General features: G+C 48.5%; 10 protein-coding genes. All 10 read left to right on the forward strand.

What is annotated here, in order from left to right; genetic code table 11:
* Positions 1–38 precede the first annotated feature (38 nt).
* Positions 39–15296, forward strand: coding sequence for a linear gramicidin non-ribosomal peptide synthetase LgrD (gene lgrD, locus HP401_RS17890; protein ID WP_173605960.1), 15258 nt, complete (start codon positions 39–41; stop codon positions 15294–15296).
* 104 nt (positions 15297–15400) lie between these two features.
* The gene (locus HP401_RS17895) at positions 15401–15595 is read left to right on the forward strand and encodes a PLD nuclease N-terminal domain-containing protein (RefSeq protein ID WP_007729128.1); all 195 of its coding nucleotides are present in this window, start codon (positions 15401–15403) and stop codon (positions 15593–15595) included.
* A gap of 32 nt (positions 15596–15627) precedes the next feature.
* Positions 15628–16545 carry an ABC transporter ATP-binding protein gene (locus HP401_RS17900; protein ID WP_173605961.1) on the forward strand — a complete coding sequence of 306 codons (918 nt, stop codon included), beginning with the start codon at positions 15628–15630 and terminating at the stop codon, positions 16543–16545.
* On the forward strand, positions 16545–17330 hold the full coding sequence (locus HP401_RS17905; RefSeq protein WP_015891248.1) for an ABC transporter permease: 786 nt from the start codon (positions 16545–16547) through the stop codon (positions 17328–17330). Before HP401_RS17900 ends, HP401_RS17905 begins: the two co-directional genes overlap by 1 nt.
* 15 nt (positions 17331–17345) lie before the next feature.
* Positions 17346–18122: a CPBP family glutamic-type intramembrane protease gene (locus HP401_RS17910; protein ID WP_173605962.1), complete on the forward strand. Its 777-nt coding sequence runs from the start codon at positions 17346–17348 to the stop codon at positions 18120–18122.
* A complete protein-coding gene (locus tag HP401_RS17915; protein ID WP_015891250.1) occupies positions 18119–18436 on the forward strand; it encodes a heavy metal-binding domain-containing protein in 318 nt (105 codons plus the stop codon). The genes HP401_RS17910 and HP401_RS17915 overlap by 4 nt, the downstream gene beginning before the upstream one ends.
* Before the next feature lie 4 nt (positions 18437–18440).
* A complete protein-coding gene (locus HP401_RS17920) occupies positions 18441–18665 on the forward strand; it encodes a hypothetical protein (protein ID WP_173605963.1) in 225 nt (74 codons plus the stop codon).
* A 238-nt stretch (positions 18666–18903) separates the two neighbouring features.
* Positions 18904–19578, forward strand: a complete 675-nt coding sequence (locus HP401_RS17925) for a response regulator transcription factor (protein ID WP_015891255.1) — start codon at positions 18904–18906, stop codon at positions 19576–19578.
* Entirely contained in the window at positions 19575–21395 is a 1821-nt protein-coding gene (locus HP401_RS17930) for a sensor histidine kinase (RefSeq protein ID WP_173605964.1), read from the forward strand. The genes HP401_RS17925 and HP401_RS17930 overlap by 4 nt, the downstream gene beginning before the upstream one ends.
* Positions 21396–21508: 113 nt before the next feature.
* Positions 21509–22207 (forward strand): GDSL-type esterase/lipase family protein, encoded by a 699-nt coding sequence (locus tag HP401_RS17935; protein ID WP_173605965.1) that lies wholly within the window; start codon positions 21509–21511, stop codon positions 22205–22207.
* Positions 22208–22215: the final 8 nt, after the last annotated feature.

Raw genomic sequence — 22215 nt, forward strand, 5'->3', positions numbered from 1 at the left:
CTCTATGGCAAATTTTTTATGGGAGTGGGCAGGAGAAGATGAATAACATTGAAACGTATTATCCCGTTACTCCTTTGCAGCAAGGTCTCATTTTCCACAGCTTGTTGGAACCAGAGTCCGGAGCCTATATCGTACAGATGGGCTTGAAGCTGCAAGGTCCCTTGAACATTCCGTTATTCGAACAGGCATGGCAATGCCTCGTGGACAGACACGCTATTTTTCGCACCAGGTTTATTGGCGGTAAAGTAAAAGAATACGTCCAGGTTGTCTTAAAAGAGCTGAAGGTTTCCCTGGTGGAACATGACATTATTCATCTTTCCTCCTCCGAACAAGAATCGTTTCTTCATACCTTTACCAAAGATGATCGCAAACGTGGTTTCAATATCGAAGAAGCGCCGTTGATGAGATTAAATCTATTCCATTTAAGTAGTAATACCTTTCATTTTTCGTGGACATTGCACCACGTGCTGATAGACGGATGGAGTATGCCGCTAGTCTTCGGGGAAGTGTTTGCGGCGTACAACCTGCTCTGCAAAGGGCAGCCTGTGCAGCTTCCTCCGGTTAAATCTTACCGTGACTACATCGTCTGGCTGAAAAAGCAGGACTTGAAGCAAGCGGAGGAGTTTTGGCGCACGTATCTACAAGGCTTTACGGAAACTACGCCACTATCATTCGGTCGAGCGTATAAAAATCCGTACCTTGATCAGAAAAATTATCGGGAGCTAGATCTGACTGTTTCCGAGGAAATCTCCAAATCATTACAGACATTGGCTCGTCAACATCGCCTGACGGTCAACACGATTGTGCAAGGCGCATGGGCACTCCTATTGAATCGCTACAGTGGGCAGGACGACATTATTTTCGGTGCCACTGTATCCGGACGTCCTGCTGATTTGCCCGGGGTCGAGACGATGATTGGTCTGTTTATTAATACACTCCCTGTCCGCGTGCAGGTAAAAGCGGAGGAGAGCGTAATCAATTGGCTCAAATCTCTGCAACAACAGCAAGCCGACTTCCGCCAGTACGAATATACCCCATTAGTGGAAATCCAAGGCTGGAGCGACTTGCCGCGTGGACAATCTCTGTTTGAGAGTATTCTCGTCTTTGAAAACACTCCTGTCGGTAATGCTAGCGGCGGCGGTGGAGAGAGTGAGCTTTCGATCGTGGATGTACATTCCGAGGAGCAAACCAATTATCCATTTACCTTGGTTGCGGCGTCAGGCAAAACTATCGACATCAAAGTCAAATTTGATGAAAGTCAGTTTGAGCAATCGTCAATTGAGCGAGTTCTGGATCAGCTTCATTCACTTCTGATCTCTATCGCCAAAAATGCCAAGCAACGGATTGCTGACCTTTCGATGATCAGCGAAAACGAACGTGAACAGGTTCTCGTTCAGTGGAACCAGACGGCGGAGGAATATCCGAGCGGCCTGTGCGTTCATCAGGCATTTGAACAACAAGTGGAGAACTCACCAGATGCGATTGCCGTTACCTATAAAAATGTAGACCTCACCTACAAGGAACTAAATGAGCGAGCAAACCAACTGGCCCATCAGCTCGTGAGTAAAGGGGTAAAACCGGATACACTCGTCGGCATATGCGTGCATCGTTCCCCTGAGATGATCATCGGTATACTCGGCGTCTTAAAAGCGGGAGCTGCCTACGTACCGATTGACCCGGCTTACCCGCAAGAACGCATCGCCTATATGATCGAGGATTCGCAAACAAATGTGCTGCTGACCCAGCAGTCGCTCATGGACATCTTGCCAGCGACACAGGCGACTGTCATTTGTATAGACAGCCATCCTTTAACAAATGAACCTATCGCCAACGTTGCTTGCAAGGTCACAGAACATAATCTTGCATACGTTATCTATACGTCTGGTTCAACAGGACAGCCAAAAGGGGTAATGGTAGAGCACCATAGTGTGATAAACATGGCTCACGCCTTGATCCATTCGTTTGATATTCAGCCAACGAGTCGTGTGCTGCAATTTACCTCGTTTAGCTTCGACGTATCGGTGTCAGAGATTGTGATGGCATTACTCGCTGGTGCGACGTTAGTTATCGAGGATCGAGAGTCCCTTTTGCCAGGCCCTGAACTGATCCAAGTATTGCAAGAACAACGCATTACCACCGTATCCATGGTTTCTTCGGTACTGGCAGCACTGCCTGAAGCTGACCTGCCTGATCTACGAACCTTGATTGTAGGCGGAGAAGCTCCAAGCCGTGAACTCGTGGCACGCTATGCAGCAAATCGCCAGTTCTTCAACTGCTACGGTCCAACGGAAGCAACCGTCTGCTCCACAATGATGCGTTGCCAGGCTGGCATGAGTAATCCGCCTATCGGTCGGCCCATTGCCAACGCGACGATGTACGTTTTGGATGCAAATCGGCAGCCCGTACCTATCGGCGTACCAGGTGAGCTGTATATCGGAGGAAAAGGCTTGGCTCGCGGCTACTGGAATCGTCCAGAACAGACAGAGGAGCGTTTTATCACTCATCCGTTCGGAAAAGAAGGGGAGCTACTCTATCGGACGGGCGACCTGGTTCGCTATCTGGAAGACGGCAACCTCGAATTCCTTGGACGTATGGATGATCAAGTCAAAATTCGCGGTTTCCGCATTGAATTGGGTGAAATCGAAAATTCGCTCAGAATGCATCCTGCCGTCCATGAAGCTGTGGTCATCGTCCGTGAAGAAAAAGCGGGAGGCAAACGCTTGGCCGCTTATCTGGTAGCAACGGGCGAAATGCCAACTGCGGAGGAACTCGTTCTTTTCCTGAAAGAATCCTTGCCTGAATACATGATACCAGCAGGCTTTGTATGGCTAGAGACGATTCCGCTCACGGTTAATGGAAAAGTAGACCGACGAGCACTACCAGCACCAGATTGGGGACAACTTTCCACGCAGCGTAATTACGTTGCCCCCCGTACTCCTACAGAAGAGTTGGTAGCCAACATCTGGTCGCAGGTTCTCTCCGTAGAACGAATCGGCAGCTACGACGATTTCTTTGAGCTTGGAGGCCATTCTCTTTTAGCAACGCAAACCATCTCCCGCTTAAAAGAAGCGTTCAGCGTAGATTTACCGCTCCGTGCTTTATTTGAATATTCGACAGTCAACCGACTCAGCGAATTGATTGTATCCATGAACGAGGACAAATCTGGACTCGCAAGCATTCCGCTCGTACCCGTTTCACGTGATCGACATTTGCCGCTTTCGTTTGCACAGCAGCGCTTATGGTTCTTTGACCGCTTGATGCCAAACAGTTCGCTCTATAACATCCCAACTGCCGTTCGCTTGCAAGGAGAGCTAAACATAGAAGCGCTCGAGCAAAGTTTACAGATGATTATCCGCCGTCACGAGAGCTTGCGTACAACGTTCTCCGACATCAACGGGGAAGCCGTTGCGGTCATTCATCCAGAGATGGATTGGAAACTGAGCAGAATGGATATACGAGAGCTGCCAGATGATAGACGAGACGAAGAAGGACAACGCTTGACCAAAGAAGACGCGAACAAGCCGTTTGACCTCGTCACAGGCCCGCTCATGCGTGCGACGATTATTCAAACAGGAGAGCAGGATTTCATCTTCCTTCTAAACGTGCACCATATCATCGCCGATGGTTGGTCAGCGGGTGTTTTACTGAGCGAATTATTTACCTGCTATCAGGCATTTAACAAATCAGAAGTTCCGCAACTTACCGACCTGCCTATACAATACGCAGATTATGCGGCATGGCAGCGTGAATGGCTTACAGGAGATGTATTGGAAAAGCAACTTTCCTACTGGCGTGCAAAGCTGGGTGGAGCAGAACCGCTTCTCGCCTTGCCGACAGATCGTCCCCGTCCTGCTGTTCAGTCCTATGAAGGAAGCAGTATCACACTGATGTATGACAAAGAATTGATGACGAATCTGCTTTCTTTGAGCAAACGCGAAGGTACGACGTTGTTTATGACGTTGCTCGCCGCTTTCCAAGTATTTTTGTATCGATATACAGGACAGGACGATATCCTCGTCGGTACTCCTGTAGCAGGACGCAGTCACCAAGAGACAGAAGCATTAATTGGATTTTTCATCAACACATTGGCGATGCGAACAGATTTGTCAGGAGACCCTAGCTTCAGAGAGGTACTTAGCCGTGTGCGGGAAACAGCCCTGGGAGCCTATTCCCATCAAGATCTACCCTTTGAAAAGCTCGTAGACGAACTGCAATTAGAGCGCAGTCTCAGTTACTCGCCATTGTTCCAAGTGATGTTTGTTTTGCAAAATATTCCGGTTCAGGTAGAAGCACTTGACGGAATACGCATTTTGCCACCAAAAGGGGATCAACAGGTAGAGACCACCAAGTTTGATCTCACCTTGACGATGGCAGAGACGACAGAGGGTTTGTCCGCAACATTCGAGTACAACACCTCTCTCTTTAATCAGCATACAGTAGAACGAATGATCGAACATTTTACCCAGCTGCTCAAAGCCGTTGCCGCCAACGCGAATCAAGCGATCACCACTCTACAGTTGATGGGAGAAACGGAGCAGCAGCAGGTCGTAACGGAATGGAACAACACTGTAATTGCCTACTCCAAGGATCATTGCGTACATGAACTGGTGGAACAGATCGCTCATGAAATGCCCTACCAACCGGCTGTTCTCACACACGACCAATCCATTACCTATGCGGAATTGAATGCCAAAGCGAATCAACTGGCGCATTTTCTGCAAAAACAGGGAATCGGTCAGGAAAATTTGGTAGGGATCTGCGTTGAGCGTTCTATCGAGATGCTGATTGGTCAACTGGCTATCATGAAAGCTGGTGGTGCCTACGTACCAATGGACCCAGCGTATCCCAAGGATCGTCTCGCCTTCATGATGCAGGATGCAGGTATGTCGATTGTACTTACCCAAGCCAGACTGGCAGAAAAGCTCCCAGCGAATACGAGTCAATTGATTTGCCTGGACGCAGACTGGGAGTCGATCGCCCAAGAAAGTACGACGACTCCAATGAACTTGACTACGACGAACCAGCTTGCTTACGTCATCTACACATCTGGTTCGACGGGTACGCCAAAAGGGGTTGAGATTGAGCACACCGCGCTTCTCAATTTAATTTCTTGGCATCAACGCGTATATCATGTCACGTCGGCAGATCGAGCCTCGCAGATATCTGGTACGGCATTTGACGCATCTGTATGGGAAATTTGGCCTTATTTAACAAAAGGAGCCACACTTTATTTGCCAGAAGAGGACATCCGCCTCATACCAGAAAAACTGCGTGATTGGCTCATCGATTCTGCGATCACCATCAGCTTTTTGCCGACGCCTTTAACAGAGAGCTTGCTGGCTCTGGATTGGCCAAGCCATACCAAGCTTCGTTACATGCTGACTGGAGGAGACAAGCTCCATCACTATCCAAGTGCGAATCTGCCGTTTACCCTGGTGAACCAATACGGTCCAACCGAAAATGCAGTCGTTGCAACAGCTGGTATCGTTCCGGTAGGGGCAGGACAAAGCTTTGCACCATCCATCGGTCGTCCGATTGACAATGTGCAGGTCTATATTCTCGATGCGCGGATGCAGCCTGTACCTGTAGGAGTCACTGGTGAGCTATACATTGGTGGAAGTTCCTTGGCGCGCGGCTACCTGAACCGTCCCGAACTGACACAAGAGCGTTTTGTCGCTCATCCTTTTAGTGAGATAGAAGGGGCACGTCTCTACCGTACAGGGGATTTGGTACGCTACCTAGAGGACGGCAGCATTGAGTTCATTGGTCGTGCAGATGATCAGACAAGCATTCGGGGATTCCGCGTCGAGCTAGGCGAAGTAGAAACAGCCATTCTCGCTCACCCTGCGGTAAAAGAAGCAGTGGTTACTGTCTGCACGGATCATCAAGGAACGAAGCGTCTTGCCTCCTACCTGGTTTTGGAAGAGGGCACGGAGGCTGCGACAAGCGACATCCGTAAAGCGCTAAAGGAAGTACTGCCTGATTACATGGTTCCTGCGTTTTTCATTCCGTTAGCATATTTGCCGCTCACACCAAACGGAAAGGTAGATCGTAAAAATTTACCTGCACCTGATTTCAATCGTCCTGAGTTGGAAGGAAAATTTGTCTCACCAACAACGGAGAAGGAGCAACACCTTGCCGCGATATGGAAAGAAGTTCTCGGTATTGACCAAATTGGCATACACGATAATTTCTTCGAGCTTGGCGGTGATTCGATTCTCAGTATCCAGATTGTGTCGCGTGCCAATCAATCAGGTCTAAGGCTCACTCCGAAGCAATTATTCGAGTACCAAACCATCGCTGAATTAGCAGAAGTCGTAGAGGAAAAAGAAGCGATCCTTGCTGAACAAGGTCCGATTATCGGCGAATTGCCGCTCTTGCCGATTCAGAAGTGGTTCTTCCAGCTTCCGTTGAAGAACAGACATCACTGGAATCAATCCGTGCTGCTCTCCATTCAGGCAGGCATTGATCAGGGGGCACTAAAACAGGCGGTAGGACACTTGCTCGATCAACACGATGCTTTACGCATGCGCTATACACAGACAGAGCTCGGCTGGAAGCAGGAAATGGATGCGCCAAGTGCTACGATTCCATTCCGGATCGAAAATCTGTCCCACCTTACACCAGATGAACAATTCAAGGCCATCGAAAAGATTGCAGATGAGACGCAGGCAAGTCTGAATTTGTTTGAAGGGCATGTAGTTCAGTCCATTTATTTCGATTTGGGTCAAAACCAACCCAATCGTCTGTTGATCGTCGCCCATCACTTAGTCATAGACGGAGTATCGTGGCGCATCATACTCGAGGACTTGCAAAACGCCTATCAACAAATTGCCGCAGGGCAAGAAGTGAAACTCCCAGCGAAAACGACATCCTACAAAGAATGGGCGGAAGAACTGGAGCGCTACGCGAATTCAGATGCTTTGGAAAACGAAAAAAGATACTGGATGACCAAAACCTCTGTCGATTCAGCACAACTACCTGTGGACGTGGCAGAAGCTGGTGAAAATACAGAAGCAACGACAAAGTCCGTCAGCGCTACATTGACCAACGAAGAAACCAAAGCACTTCTGCAAAACGTTCCGCAGGCGTACCGCACCCAGATCAATGACGTCCTGCTAACCGCATTGGCGAAGTCACTTACTCGATGGACGGGGAATCGATCTGTCTTCGTCAACGTAGAAGGGCATGGTCGTGAAGAATTGTCAGAGAGAATCGATCTGTCCCGTACCATCGGCTGGTTCACCAGTATGTATCCGGTGCATCTTCAATGGGACGAAACATTCTCTGTCGGAAAAGCACTTTTGACGACCAAAGAAGAACTGCGTGCGATTCCAAACAAAGGGCTTGGTTATGGCGTTCTTCGTTACCTCCATGCGGATCAGCATACTGTCGATGAAATATCCCGCATCCAATCACAAGTGCTGTTCAACTACATGGGCAAAATCGATCAAATTGTCGATGGCGAATCCTTATTTGGCGGGGCACTTGAGTCCAGCGGTTCCAACCTGAGCCAAGACGCTGGAAGACACCACCTGATCGACGTAAATGCTGTCGTTGCAGGGGAACAACTACATGTGACTTGGCGATACAGTGAGAACATTCATCTAGAGAGCACGATTACAGCAGTCGCGAGGGACTTCATGGATGCGCTTCGTGAGATTATTGCCCATTGTGCGACAGAGGAAGCTGGCGGTTACTCCCCATCCGATTTTCCTCTGGCTGAATTGGATCAGAAGAGCATCGACAAACATATCGGTTCTGACCGACATATCGAGGATATCTATACACTTTCTCCGCTCCAACAAGGGATGCTGTTCCACTCCCTGTATGCAAGCGACAGCGGGGATTACGTCGTCCAATTTGCGATTGATTTCAAAAACCTGAATGTGCCGGTGTTCGAGCAAGCATGGCAAAAAGTGATGGACCGCCATTCCATTCTAAGAACTCACTTCATCTGGGAAGGTTTGAATCAAGCACACCAAATTGTCCGCAAAGAGGTTAAGGTATCTCTTCGTCAGGAAGATTGGCGCCATCTGCATTCCGATGTACAGGATGAGATGTTTACTGCTTTTCTGGAGGAAGACCGTAAACGAAGCTTCGATATTACACATGTACCCTTGTCACGATGGGTTGTCTTCCGAACAGGAGAAGAAAGATATCGTTTCGTTTGGAGCTTCCATCACGTTCTCCTTGATGGCTGGAGTGTTCCTTTGGTACTGAATGAACTGTTTGCCTATTATGCCGCGATCAGCGAAGGCCAAGAAGTTAAGCTTGGACATCCTCAACCGTTTTCCCAGTACATTGCTTGGTTGAAACGTCAGGATATGCAGGAAGCCAAGCGCTTCTGGGTAGACCAACTAAAAGGCTTCCACGAGCCAACCAGCTTGGGAATGAGCAAAGCAGTAGTCACCGCGGGGCCGAAGCAATACGAAGAGAAGAGCGTCCTCCTGTCAGAAGAGACAAGCGAGCACTTGCAAAAATTCGTACGCGACCACCAGTTAACACTCAATACCGTGGTACAAGCGGCGTGGGGCTGGATTTTGGGAAGCTACAGCGGGGAAGAGGAAGTCATTTTTGGTGCGACAGGTTCAGGTCGTCCGGCAGACCTCTCCCATGTTGAGACAATCGTAGGCTCCTTCATTAATACCTTACCTGTCCGGATATCCTTGCAGGCGAACGCGACGGTGCTAGAGTGGCTGAGAGATTTGCAGCATAGACAGTTAGAAATACGCCAATATGAATACACTCCGCTGTTCGACATTCAGGGATGGAGCGAACTGCCGCGTGGATCTGCCCTGTTTGAATCGATACTCGTATTTGAGAATTATCCAGCTGTACAAGCAACAGGGCAAGAAACAGAAGAGTCCAGTTCAGCTTCGTCCAGTGTTTCTTTGGAAATACACGACGTAGCAGCAGTCGAACAAACAAATTATCCACTTACCTTGGTGGCAGCGCCAGGCAAGCAAGTGGCCATCAAGCTCAAGTATGAGCAAAACCGTTTTGATGACACGATGATCGACCGGGTCTTGAACCAAATCACCCAGCTCATGGTCACGATGAGCCAGTCTCCAGAGATGCATCTGGGTGACGTGACATTGATAGACGATGTCGAGCGCGAGCAGGTACTCATCGATTGGAATCGCACGGAGAAGGAGTATCCACGCGAACTTTGCATCCATCAGGCATTTGAACAACAAGTCGCGAAAACTCCTGAAAATGTGGCCCTTGAGTATAAACAACAAGCCATGACTTATGCGGAGCTAAACCAAAGAGCCAACAAGTTGGCCCATCTGCTTCTCGCTCAAGGCGTGCAGCCTGATACGACGGTTGCGATCTGCGTGGAGCGCTCCATGGAAATGATCATTGGCATTCTTGGTGTGTTAAAAGCGGGGGCAGCCTATGTGCCGGTTGATCCAGCTCATCCCGAAGAAAGAATGGCCTTCATGCTGGAAGATTCACAAGCAGCTGTCGTGCTGACACAAGTGAGACTAGCCGAGCCATTCACAAAAACGAACGCGAAAGTCATCTGCTTGGATGAAGAAGAACTGTTCTACGAGCAGATGTCCGTAGAAAACGCACAAAGCGATGTCGTAGCAACCAATCTCGCCTATGTCATCTACACATCCGGTACCACTGGGTTGCCAAAAGGGGTAGCTGTTGAACATCGCAGTGTGATGAATATGGTGCAGGCTTACATGAACTACTTCGAAATAAACGAATCCAGCCGTGTCCTGCAATTTACGTCATTTGGCTTCGACGTTTCCATTTCCGAGATTTTACAGGCCCTGCTCTCTGGGGGAACGTTAGTCATCGAAGATCGTGAGTCGCTAGTACCGGGCCCAGACCTCGTTCGCACTCTTCGTGAACGCCGCATCACCAAGGTATCAATGGCATCTTCGGTACTCGCTTCACTACCTGTTGAAGAGTACCCGGATCTGGTTTGCCTTGAGGTCGGCGGAGACGCATGCAGCCGCGAACTGGTTGCCCATTATGCAAAAGGACGAAAATTTTATAACTGCTACGGACCGACAGAAGCAACAGTTGGTACGGTCATTGCTCGATTAACGGATGCTGACCATGCCCCAACGATTGGTCGTCCATTCCCGAATACCAAGCTGTACGTGTTAGATCGAAATCTACAGCCTGTTCCTATCGGTGTTCCGGGAGAGCTGTACATTGGTGGCGAGAGTCTATCGCGTGGATATTGGAATCGTCCAGAGCTTACAGCAGAGCGTTTTATTCCGAATCCATTCGGTCAAACGGGAGAACGCCTCTATCGAACAGGCGACCTTGTTCGCTACCTGCCAGATGGCAACGTGGACTACATCGGTCGTGTCGATGATCAGGTAAAAATCCGTGGGTTCCGTATCGAGTTAGGCGAAATTGCAGAGGCATTGAGACAACATGCAGGAATCAAAGAAGCAGTCGTTATCGCGCGAGAAGCTCGACCTGGTGACAAACGATTGGTAGCCTATCTGACCCATGCTTTTGAGCAAGAGACGTCCATTGACGAAATCAAGCTATGGCTCAAAGAGAAGCTTCCCGAGTACATGATCCCGTCGCATTTCATGTGGCTTCCGGAAATTCGCCTTACGGTCAACGGAAAAATTGACCGCAAAGCATTACCTACGCCAGATTGGGGCCAGCTAACAGCCGTATATGTCGCGCCACGTACCCCAGTAGAAGAAATGGTCGCTAACGTCTTTGCTGAAATCCTTTCCATAGAGAAAGTGGGCGTACACGACAACTTTTTCGAGTTAGGCGGACACTCCCTGCTCGCAACGCAGACCGTTTCTCGCCTGCGGGAAATCTTTGGGGTAGAGTTGCAAATCCGTACGTTGTTTGAATACCCAACAGTCGAAGGGCTTAGTGAACAGCTGGTTATGCTGACAAAGCAAACATCCATCAAGATGGCTCCACCGATTGTGAAAGTATCTCGCAAAGAACCGCTCCCATTGTCATTTACCCAGCAGCGTTTGTGGTTCCTGGAGCAGTTCACCCAAGGAAGCTCAGTCAACAATATTCCATCCTTCCTACGGATTCAGGGAGATCTCAGCATAATCGCTTGGGAAGAAAGCTTGAAAGCCATCATACAGCGTCACGAGAGCTTGCGTACTCGCTTTGAGGTTCGTGACGGACGTCCTGTTCAAGTGATTCACCCTGAGGACGATTGGGTCATGAACCAAACCGATCTGCGTGCTTTGAATCCGGCGAAACGAGAAGCAGAAGTCAAACGCCTTGCTGAAGAGGTCACACTCGAGCCATTTGACCTAACAAAAGGTCCGTTGCTCCGTGCCAATCTGGTTCAGCTCGACGAAAAAGACTTTGTGTTCCTGTTCGTGATGCACCACATTGCAGCAGACGGTTGGTCGATGGGAATCTTGCTGAGCGAATTAATGACCAATTACAAAGCATTTAGTCAAGGAGAGGCATCGCCTTTTACGGAATTGCCGATCCAATATGCAGATTTTGCCGTCTGGCAGCGTGAATGGCTAAGTGGAGAGGTGCTTGATGGACAGCTCGAGTATTGGAGAGAAAAACTCAAGGGCAGCGAGCCATTACTGCAACTGCCAACAGATCGACCGCGTCCACCAGTACAGACATACGAAGGAGAAAAGCTCTCCGTTCAGTTTGGAGCCGACCTCTTGGAAGAATTGCGTAATCTGAGCGGAAAAGAAACGACGACACTCTTTATGACATTGGTAGCAGCCTTCCAAACGCTGTTGTACCGCTATACGAATCAAGAAGATATTCTCGTCGGAACACCGATTGCGGGACGTAACCAACAGGAAACGGAGCAATTGATCGGTTATTTCATCAATACGCTTGTTTTACGCACGGATATGTCGGGTCAACCAAGCTTCCGCGAATTGCTTGCACGCGTTCGTGAAACAGCTCTGGGGGCATATGCAAACCAAGACGTTCCGTTTGAAAAATTGTTAGATGAGCTGCAGCTTGAGCGTAGCATGAGCTACTCGCCACTCTTCCAGGTGATGTTTATTCTGCAAAACATCCCGATGCAGGTAGATCCTGTTGATGATATTCAGATAAGCAGCTTTGACGTGGGTGCGGAGGCCGTCACCTCGAAGTTCGATTTGACGGTGACCATGGTAGAGACATCAGCCGGTCTCATTGCTACCTTGGAGTACAACAAGGCGCTGTTTGATCACAGTACGATCGTTCGAATGGTTGATCATTTCCACAAGCTACTGGAAGAAATCACTGCCAACCCGGATCAATCAATCACCTTGCTACCGCTTATGCGAGAGGAAGAGGAACAGCGACTCATTACCGAATGGAATCGTACGGAAGCGCCATACCCGAAAGAAAAATGCGTTTATGAAATGATTGAGGACATGGTGGCGAAAGCCCCGGACAACATCGCTCTCATCGTAGGAGATCAAACGACTACCTACGGAGAATTGAACAGACAAGCGAACAAGCTGGCTCATTATTTACGCAAGCAAGGAGTAGGACCCGAAGTACTCGTCGGTGTCTGCGCACAGCGGACAACTGAGATGATGATTGGACTTTTGGCCATTATGAAAGCTGGCGGGGCCTATGTGCCAATCGACCCAAGCTACCCGGCGGATCGCATTGCCTACATCATCGAACACTCACAAGTTCCGGTCTTATTAACACAAGAAAAACTGTTGCCAACTCTGCCTGAGCACAACGCCAAAGTGATCTGCCTGGACAATGATTGGGAAGCAGTTGCCGACGAAAGCGAGGAGAACCCGACCAAGCTTGGGAATTCCGACAATTTGATCTATGTCATCTACACGTCCGGTTCTACAGGCAATCCAAAAGGAGTAGCGCTCGAGCATCGCAGTGTCAGCTACTTCCTATCGTGGGCACACGACACGTTCACACCAGAAGAGATGAGTGGCGTACTGTTCTCCACGTCAATCTGCTTTGACTTGTCTGTCTACGAAATGTTCGCAACACTGACCATGGGTGGCAAAGTTATCATGGCGGAAAATGCATTACAATTGCCATCCTTGCCAGCAGCCAATCAGGTGACACTGATCAATACCGTACCATCAGCAGCGATGGAGCTGGTGCGTATGAATGGGATTCCAGCGTCGGTGCGCGTCATGAACCTATGCGGTGAGCCACTTTCTAACAAGCTGGCACAGGAATTGTATGCCTTTGAAAACGTAGAAAAAGTCTTTAACCTCTACGGACCGACAGAGGATACCGTTTACTCTACACACTCCATTGTGAAAAAAGGAGCCGTCAGCGAACCACTGATCGGACGACCGCAGTTCAATACGCAAGTTTTCGTATTAGATAGTCATCGCAAACCAGTTCCAGTAGGGGTGCCGGGAGAATTGTACCTCAGTGGATCGGGCTTAGCACGTGGCTATCTCCACCGCCCCGATCTGACCATGGAGCGCTTTGTGCAGAATCCGTTCCGTGGGCCAGGGGAGAGAATGTACCGGACGGGAGATCTCGTACGTTATTTGCCAGATGGGAATCTTCAGTTTATGGGACGTGTTGATTACCAGGTCAAAATCCGTGGCTATCGTATCGAGTTGGGCGAAATCGAATCTGTTCTGAGACACCACCCTGAAGTCAAGGAAGTCGTGCTAGTCGCTCGTGAAGACAGAGAAGGGGACAAACGTCTAGTAGCGTACATCGTGTTCGAAGAGAATCACACAAGTACGTCTCATGACCTGAACCACTTCCTGACTGACAAGCTTCCAGGCTATATGATCCCGCAACACTTTATGATCATGGAGAGCTTACCAAAGACGCCAAACGGTAAACTGGATCGCAAAGCGCTACCGAAGCCGGAATACGATCGCTCGGAATCAGGTGTTGAATACCAAGCGCCGCAAACGCCAGTCGAGATTATGTTGCATACGCACTGGGCTTCCGTACTCGAAATGGACAAAATCGGAGTACACGACAATTTCTTCGAGATTGGTGGTCACTCATTGCTCGCTACCCAGCTTATCTTCAAGGTTCGCGAAGAGCTACAGCTTGAGGTACCGCTGCGAATCCTGTTCGAGACCCCAACCATCGCGGGTATGGCCAAGACCATCGAGGAAATTCTCAAACACGGTCTTTCTGCTGTTTCCCATGACATCGATGCAAAGGATCTCAAGGATGAAGTCGTACTCGATCCTGCGATTCAGGCTGAACATCCGTACGTGGGTGATCCAAGTCAGTTCCAAGCAGCATTATTGACAGGAGCCACTGGTTTCCTTGGTGCTTTCTTGTTGCGTGACCTGCTACAGATGACAGAGGCTGACATTTACTGCCTTGTTCGAGCTTCTGATGAAGAGGAAGGAATGGCACGACTACGCCAAACATTAGAGCTATACGAGTTATGGAATGAGGAGCAGGCGCATCGGATCATCCCTGTCATCGGTGATTTGGCAAAGCCACGACTGAATCTGTCCGAAGATCAGTTCTCCGAGCTAGCTGAAAAAGTGGATGTGCTCTACCACAACGGTGCTCTCGTTAACTTTGTCTATCCGTACGCAGCCTTGAAGAAAGCAAACGTAAATGGGACGGAGGAAATCCTTCGCCTCGCTGTAGCCAAAAAGACCAAGCCTGTGCATTTCGTCTCCACGATTTTCACGTTTGCATCCGAAGAAACAGAAGAATCCATGGCCTTCCGCGAAGAGGACATGCCAGAGAACAGTCGCGTCCTCACTTCCGGTTATACACAGAGCAAGTGGGTAGCCGAGCATCTCGTCAATCTCGCTCGCGAACGCGGCATCCCAGCGGCGATATACCGTTGCGGACGGATGACTGGGGACAGCGAAACAGGAGCATGCCAGAAGGACGATCTGATGTGGAGAATTGCAGCCGGGATAATAGATTTGGGCAAAGCTCCTGACATGAGCGGCGATCTGGACATGATGCCAGTTGATTTTGCAAGTAAGGGAATCGTTCATCTCTCCATGACCGAGCAGAGCTTGAGCGAAAACTTCCACTTGCTCAACCCGAACTCAACCGATTACGAAGACTTGATTTCAGCGATTGAAGACAGAGGATTTGTATTGGAACGAGTCACCATGGATGAGTGGATTGAGGCGGTGCAAGAGGATACGAAAGAAAAAGGCAATGAAGCCAACTCTGCCGCTCCGCTCGGCAATCTGTTCACAGATGGCCACACAAGCAGAGGAAGTGTAGTCTATATCGGCAATAAAACGACACGTTTACTGCGTCAAAACGACATGGATTGCCCGGAAATTGACGAGGAAGTTTTCGGTAAAGTCCTTGATTACTTTATCAGAAGCGGCCAACTAAAATTACCGGAGCAAGCCCTGCAATAAAAAAATAATGCCCATCCGTCACCTCATTATCATGGTGGCGGGTGGGAAAATAACCAAAATAGTGATAAACTTTAAAATAACTACAAATATTGGAGGTTTTATCCATGCCATTTGACATTCAGCTACTTGCACCTATCATTGCTATTCAATTGATCCTAGCAGTTATTGCATTAATCGACTTGGCTCGACGTGAAGCATACCGCGTTGCAGGTGGAAAAAAATGGCCATGGGCTCTCGGCATTATCTTTATAAACACCTTGGGTCCGATCGTGTATTTCTTTGTAGGCAGAAAAGACTAGCTCAAGAGAACCGAGGAAAGGGTTGACCTTCTTTGCGAGTTATCGAATGTGAAGGCCTCACAAAGGAATATAAAGAGCATAAAGCGTTAAAGAACGTAACCTTTTCCGTCGATGGCATCGGTTGTGTCGGTTTTCTTGGGGGGAATGGTGCCGGGAAAACGACGACCATTCGCATCCTAACCGGATTGGCTGCACCGACCGGAGGAAAAGTGAAAGTAGTAGGCTACGACGTCGTGACTGACCGCAATAAAGTCACAAGTGAAGTAGGGTATTGCCCACAAATCCCTGCCTTTTACAACTACATGACAGCGACAGAGTGGATGCATTGGGTGGGCAAACTTTATGGATTGGACAAGCGCACAATTGCGCAGCGGACGGATGAACTTTTGGAGTTATGCGGAATCAATGAGGCGAGGAACCGCCCAATAAGCGGTTACAGCGGGGGGATGAAGCAGCGTCTGGGTATTGCCCAGGCGCTCATCCACAACCCCAAGCTACTCGTTTTGGACGAGCCTGTTTCGGCGCTCGACCCAATGGGCAGATATGACGTCTTATTGTTGATAGAAAAGTTGAAACAACATATGACTGTCTTCATGTCGACCCACATTTTGGATGACATCGAAAGAATCGCCGACCAAATCGTGATCATCAAGGACGGTACGGTGGTGCTGTCGTCCAGTTTGGATCAGCTGCGAGCAAACCATGTGGAGCCACTGATTGAATTCAAGCTTGATCAACAAGACATAGATTTAACCGATGTATTGAATGGGCTAACCTGGATCAGGGAATGGAACCTAGACGGCGGTATTTACAAAGTTCTCATCAATGACATGGAAAAAGCCAAGGCACTCCTGCCGCACATTCTTTTGGAAACTGGCGGGACACTGGCGTATTATCGCTTGTCCGCATCGACCCTCGAAGATATTTTCCTAAAGGTTGTGAATAACTGATGACTTCCCACCCAATGATCAGAAAAGAATTTAATGAATTGGTCAAAACCTACAAGATTCTCATCATTCCGATTGTGTTTATTGCCTTAATGATTACACAACCGATTACGATGAAAATGCTCCCTGATATTTTGGCCAATTCCACTGGACTGCCAGAAGGGGCCGTCATCAAAATTCCAACCCCGTCTGCGCCGGAAGTACTCTCGACGGCGATTAGCAAATTCAGCTCACTCGGCACGTTTGTGTTAATCCTTATCGTCATGGGGTCCATTGCCGGAGAGAAAGCCTCTGGGGTAGCATCCATGGTATTCGTCAAACCCATCAGTAGAGCTAAATACTATCTCGCCAAAGCCATTACCTACTATACGTTAACAATGGCAAGCATGCTAATCGGGATGGGGATAACTGCCTACTATACGGAGATCCTTTTCGGAAAACTAGATTGGACCCATGTATGGATCGGTACGTTGATGTACATACCGAATCTATTCCTTGTCGTCACAACAACGCTGTGCGCCTCCAGCTTTTTTAGCAATGCTGTTGGTGCCGGTGGAGCCTCGCTGGTATTCAATATCCTGATCTTCACTGTTCCACAATTTCTGGGTAAATTTTTGGATATGGTGTCACCAGGTGGATTGTCAAATGCGGCGATGATGGTGATTCAAGAAAACTCAACGCTGGCCCAAGCTTTCATCACAGGGTTACCGGGCCTCGCAGGTGTCTTTACACTCAACATCGTGTTTTTCTTTATGGGCTGGTACTTTTTAGAGCGATCAGAAATCTAAAGAGGAGGCGTAGAAATGGAACATTTTTGGCTGATCTGGTTGGTTAGTGTACTGTGCGCTCTATGCACGATACCTATTCAATCCAACGTGATTCGCCAACAAGTACAGCTACAAGCCGCCATCTATTCTACTAACAAAGTCCCGCCTGTTTCTGTCATGGTTGCGATTATGATCATTCAGAGTTGTGTATTTTTGGCTCTGGCGACTGCGATAGGTTTATGGCTCATGCCTTCCACTGGTCTTCGACTCTGGATTCTCGATCACTGGGTGTCCAGAGCGGAGCTGCCTTTTTCCATCTGGTCGTTTTGGACTGTATCGATTGGTTCAGGTATCACGGTAGGCCTCTTGGTAAAATGGTTGGACCGTTCTTTCTTTCAACAACACATGACCACAATAATGGGTAAAGAACTGATTTCATCAAGATTCTTCGGCTTTCTCTCATCTTTTTACGGAGGGGTTTGCGAAGAAGTGCTCATGCGTCTAGGGGTTATGACGGTTGTCGTCTTTTTGGCACAGAAGATGGGATGGCTGGGAAGTTCCTATTGGCTGGGCATCTGTGTGGCCGCCATTGTTTTCGCGGTATCCCATCTTCCAACGAATTACATGACGTACGGAAAAGGGAACTTGGTCACTGTATGGACGTTGTTGCTAAACGGTATCTTGGGCATCTTGTTTGGCTTCCTATATTGGCAATACGGTTTAGAAGCTGCGATCATCAGTCATTTTAGCGCTGACATCGTACTACATGTGATCTTGAAAAATAAAACGATAGAAAGTAGGAGAAGCAAATGATCGTTGTAACAACAGAAAACATTCCAGGATATCGTGTCGTTGAAGTGAAAGGAACAACATTCGGCTTAATCGTTCGAGCACGCGGAATTGGCGGAGACATCATGGCTGGTCTTCGTTCAGTCGTTGGTGGAGAAATCAAGGAGTACACGGTGCTCCTGGAGGACGCGCGCAAGCAGGCACTTGACCGCATGATAAAAAACGCAACTGCCATGGGAGCTAACGCTGTGGTCATGTGTCGTTACGACTCTGGAAATATGGGAAATATGGGGGAAGTTGTCGCATACGGTACAGCAGTTGTCATTGAAAAGGTGTAAATGAATGATTTATATCATTTCCTACATCGTTTTTCAGGTCTTGCTTCTCATCATTTTGCTAATCATCTCGAAAATCAAGGACAAGCGACTGCACCAAGACCACGGCGAAATCGTCCCGCCTGGATTTGAGCCGACGAATGAAGTGACGATTGATCCGGTAACGCAGGAAAAACGTCGTGTATACTTCAATCCGAAGACCGGGGATCGCTATTACAAAATTGAAAAATAAGCGATGAGGAAGACTCTCCAGTTCATGGGGCAAGAAAGAATGTTGTTAGCAGAATAATAGTAGAGACGAGCCAAATCTTGTTAGACGACAAGATTTGGCTTTTGTTGTGCGCCCGTAATGGAAGGTGAAGGTATCTCGAATGTCGATTTGAAGCTGAGCCATATTGTGACGACCGCAAAGTCATGATACCATTCTAAAAAATATCTTTTGGAGAGATAGAGGGCGAGAGGTCATTAGCATGGCGAAAACGATACTGATTGTGGAAGACCAGCAGGTTTTGCGAGAGATTATGAAGGAATACTTGATGGACGAGGGATACGAAGTGCTGGAAGCGGGGGACGGGAGTCAGGCTCTGACGTTATTTCAAGAGCATGAAGTGCATTTGATCATTCTGGACGTTATGCTGCCAGAATTGGACGGGTGGTCAGTATGCAGACGCATTCGCAAAGTTTCCAACGTCCCCATTCTGATGTTAACAGCTCGTTCGGATGAGGATGACACGTTGCTTGGGTTCGAGCTCGGGGCGGACGATTATGTGGTGAAACCGTGCAGTCCTCCCATCCTGCTGGCACGCTCCAAACGGTTGCTGGAAAACCGACAAATGCACGAACCGGGGGATATGTTGTCCGGTGGGGGGATTACGATTCATTTGCCGTCCCGAACCGTCTCGATTGAGGGTAAGAATTATAGCCTGACGCACACGGAATACGAAATTTTGGCCTACTTGATGAAAAACAAAGGCATTATCCTCTCTAGAGAACAGCTCATTATAAAAATCTGGGGTTACGACTTTATCGGCGAGGATCGTACGCTCAGCAGCCATGTTCGGAATTTGCGTTCCAAGCTGGGAGATCATGCGAAGCATATCGTCACGGTTGTTCGTTCCGGTTATAAATTCGAGGAGCGACCATGAGAACAAGCATTGTACGCAAGCTGTTTCTGCTCACGACGGGATTATGCCTGTCTGTGATCGCGAGCATTTTTATCGGACAAACCGTATTTTTCGAGCAGTATTATGTGCACCAAAAGGTAGAGAAGGTGAAGGAAGCCCTTCAATCCTATCGGCAAAACGAGTTGACTCATGACGGGGCTTCCCAGGATGAAGTCAGGAAGGAACAGGAGTTTTATCAAAAGACGAATGCCTGGTTCGCTCGACTGGATGATAGAGGCCAGTTAAAATACACGGACGATTTCCAGATGGAGGTCCGTCTGGAGGACTCAGACATCATCCCTGCTCTTTCTGGCAAGTCGCTTGTCGTTCCGTTGTATACGGTCATGGATGTGGAGGATATAAGCACCGATACCCCCTTCCTCGATCCTTATGTGAAAGTCGGACAACAGATTGCCATGGAAGGGATTATGTTCGATAATCATTGGTTTGCGCAACGGATCGGGAGGAGTGTCTCCAATCTCAGAGAGGAAGATCAACTAGAGAATCAGCAACTCGTCAAAAAAGAGTATGAGGTTGTCCCAAAATTCAAGAGTGGTACCGAATACCATGAGCGGTATCCCAGCGTTTTGTTTCGTGGAACCATCACACAGGTCCGAAAACCGCAAGGCGCGGATGTATCCCGCTATATGAACCGCTTATTTCTTGAACGGGTGAAAGCTTTTCAAGCGGATCTTCTATACGGAGATGTTGTGGAGCAAACAAGCACCATAACGGACTACCAAGAGAACAATATCGATTACAAAATATTCGTTGAGCGCGTGACCGATCAAACAGGGAAACCCGCCTATCTGTTTGCCATGACATCGTTGCAGCCGGTAAACGAAGCAGCGGAGATCATGCGAAGTTATTACGGTTACATTATTGCGGGTACCTTGCTGCTCGTTCTGCTCGCCTCCTTCTATTACTCCCGCAGAATAGCAGGTCCTTTGCTCCGCATGAATGACATGACGCAAAAAATGGCCAAGCTGGACTTCTCTGAAAAAATTCCGATCAAGACAGAGGATGAGATCGGGAGCCTGTCACGGAATATTAATCGGCTTTCGGATATGCTGCATGCTCATATTGTTCGGCTGGAGCAGGATATTGAGAAAGAAAAGCGGTTGGAGCAAACGCGTAAAGAATTTATAGCGGGCGTGTCGCATGAGCTGAAAACTCCGCTCAGCATCATGGAAAGCTGCCTGTACATTTTGAAGGATAAGGCGGACAGCCCGAAGCGTGACTACTATTTTGCTGCGATGGAAGATGAAGTGCAGAAGATGAACCTGCTGGTTACCGATATGCTGGAATTGGCAAAATATGAATCCGGTACGTATAGAATGCAGATGGATTCGTTCCGGATTGATGTGCTACTGGAGAAAATCTGCGTAAAGTTGGCACCGGATCTCGCCGGCAAGCAGTTACAGTTGCATCACCGTTTAGTCCCAGTTGAAGTCATCGCCAATCAGCATCGAATCGAGCAGGTGATCGTGAATTTCCTGATAAACGCCATACGCTACACCCCGGAACAAGAGGATATTGTCATCTCGACGGTTGAAGGGGAGGATACCGTAAAGATTTGCATCGAAAACAAAGGCGTCCAGATTCCTGCCGAGCAGCTGGAGAAAATATGGGATCGCTTCTACCGCGTTGAGCATTCCCGCAACCGTACGACCGGGGGAACCGGTTTGGGCCTGGCGATCTCCAAGCAGATACTAGAACTACACGGGGCGGACTATGGGGCAATGAATACGGACGAAGGCGTCTTGTTCTATTTTGAATTGAAGAAAACGAAAGTGTAGAACTTCGGCTCTGCACTTTTTTTATTGCATTTCTACCCAATCTGCAACTGATCTGCATCTGATCTTGATATCCGACGATTACTCTTTACCTTGTTCAAAAAGAAAGGGGAAAGATGAACGTGCAAAAGAAACTGATGGGTATTACACTGTTCGCCATGGTCGCCTTAACGGTTGCGGCATGTGGCACCAATGGACAACCACAACCACCCGCTTCCGAGATTACCAGACAAGCTGGTGACATCTCCACTCCGGAGCAAACCTCATATGCATCACTGTTTCAAACAAGCGTTTTTCTCGGAGATTCGATTACGGAGGGATTGTCTTACCATGATGTGTTGAAAGAGGAGAACGTGCTGGCAGGTGCAGGGAAAACGGCTGAATTCGCGCTGAAAGATAAAGATGTGGACGAATTAGTCAAGCGAAAGCCTGAGCATATTTTTATCCAACTGGGTTCGGACGACATTTTATGGCCGACCGACCACCCCAAGGAATATTCGTTATCGTACTACGCTCAATTGATCGAGCGCATCAAGGAAAGGCTTCCTGAGGCGTCCATCACGATATTATCCGTTACACCGGTTACGGCCAAGGCAGAAAAAGCGGAGCCCCGCTATCAAAATATCGGCGACTACAATAAGGGATTGAAAGAGCTGGCAAGCAAGGTAAAAGTCGGATACATCGATGTGTCGTCAATTGTCGCCGATCATCCTGATATGTACGATGAGGACGGCATTCATTTCCAAGCCAAGTTTTATCCGATCCTGCTCGATTACGTAAAAGATGAGCTCGCGCGTATGGAGAGCGCAAAATAACGGCGCGG

Origin of the sequence: Brevibacillus sp. HB2.2 (assembly GCF_013284275.1) — a bacterium.
Lineage (GTDB): Bacteria > Bacillota > Bacilli > Brevibacillales > Brevibacillaceae > Brevibacillus > Brevibacillus brevis_D.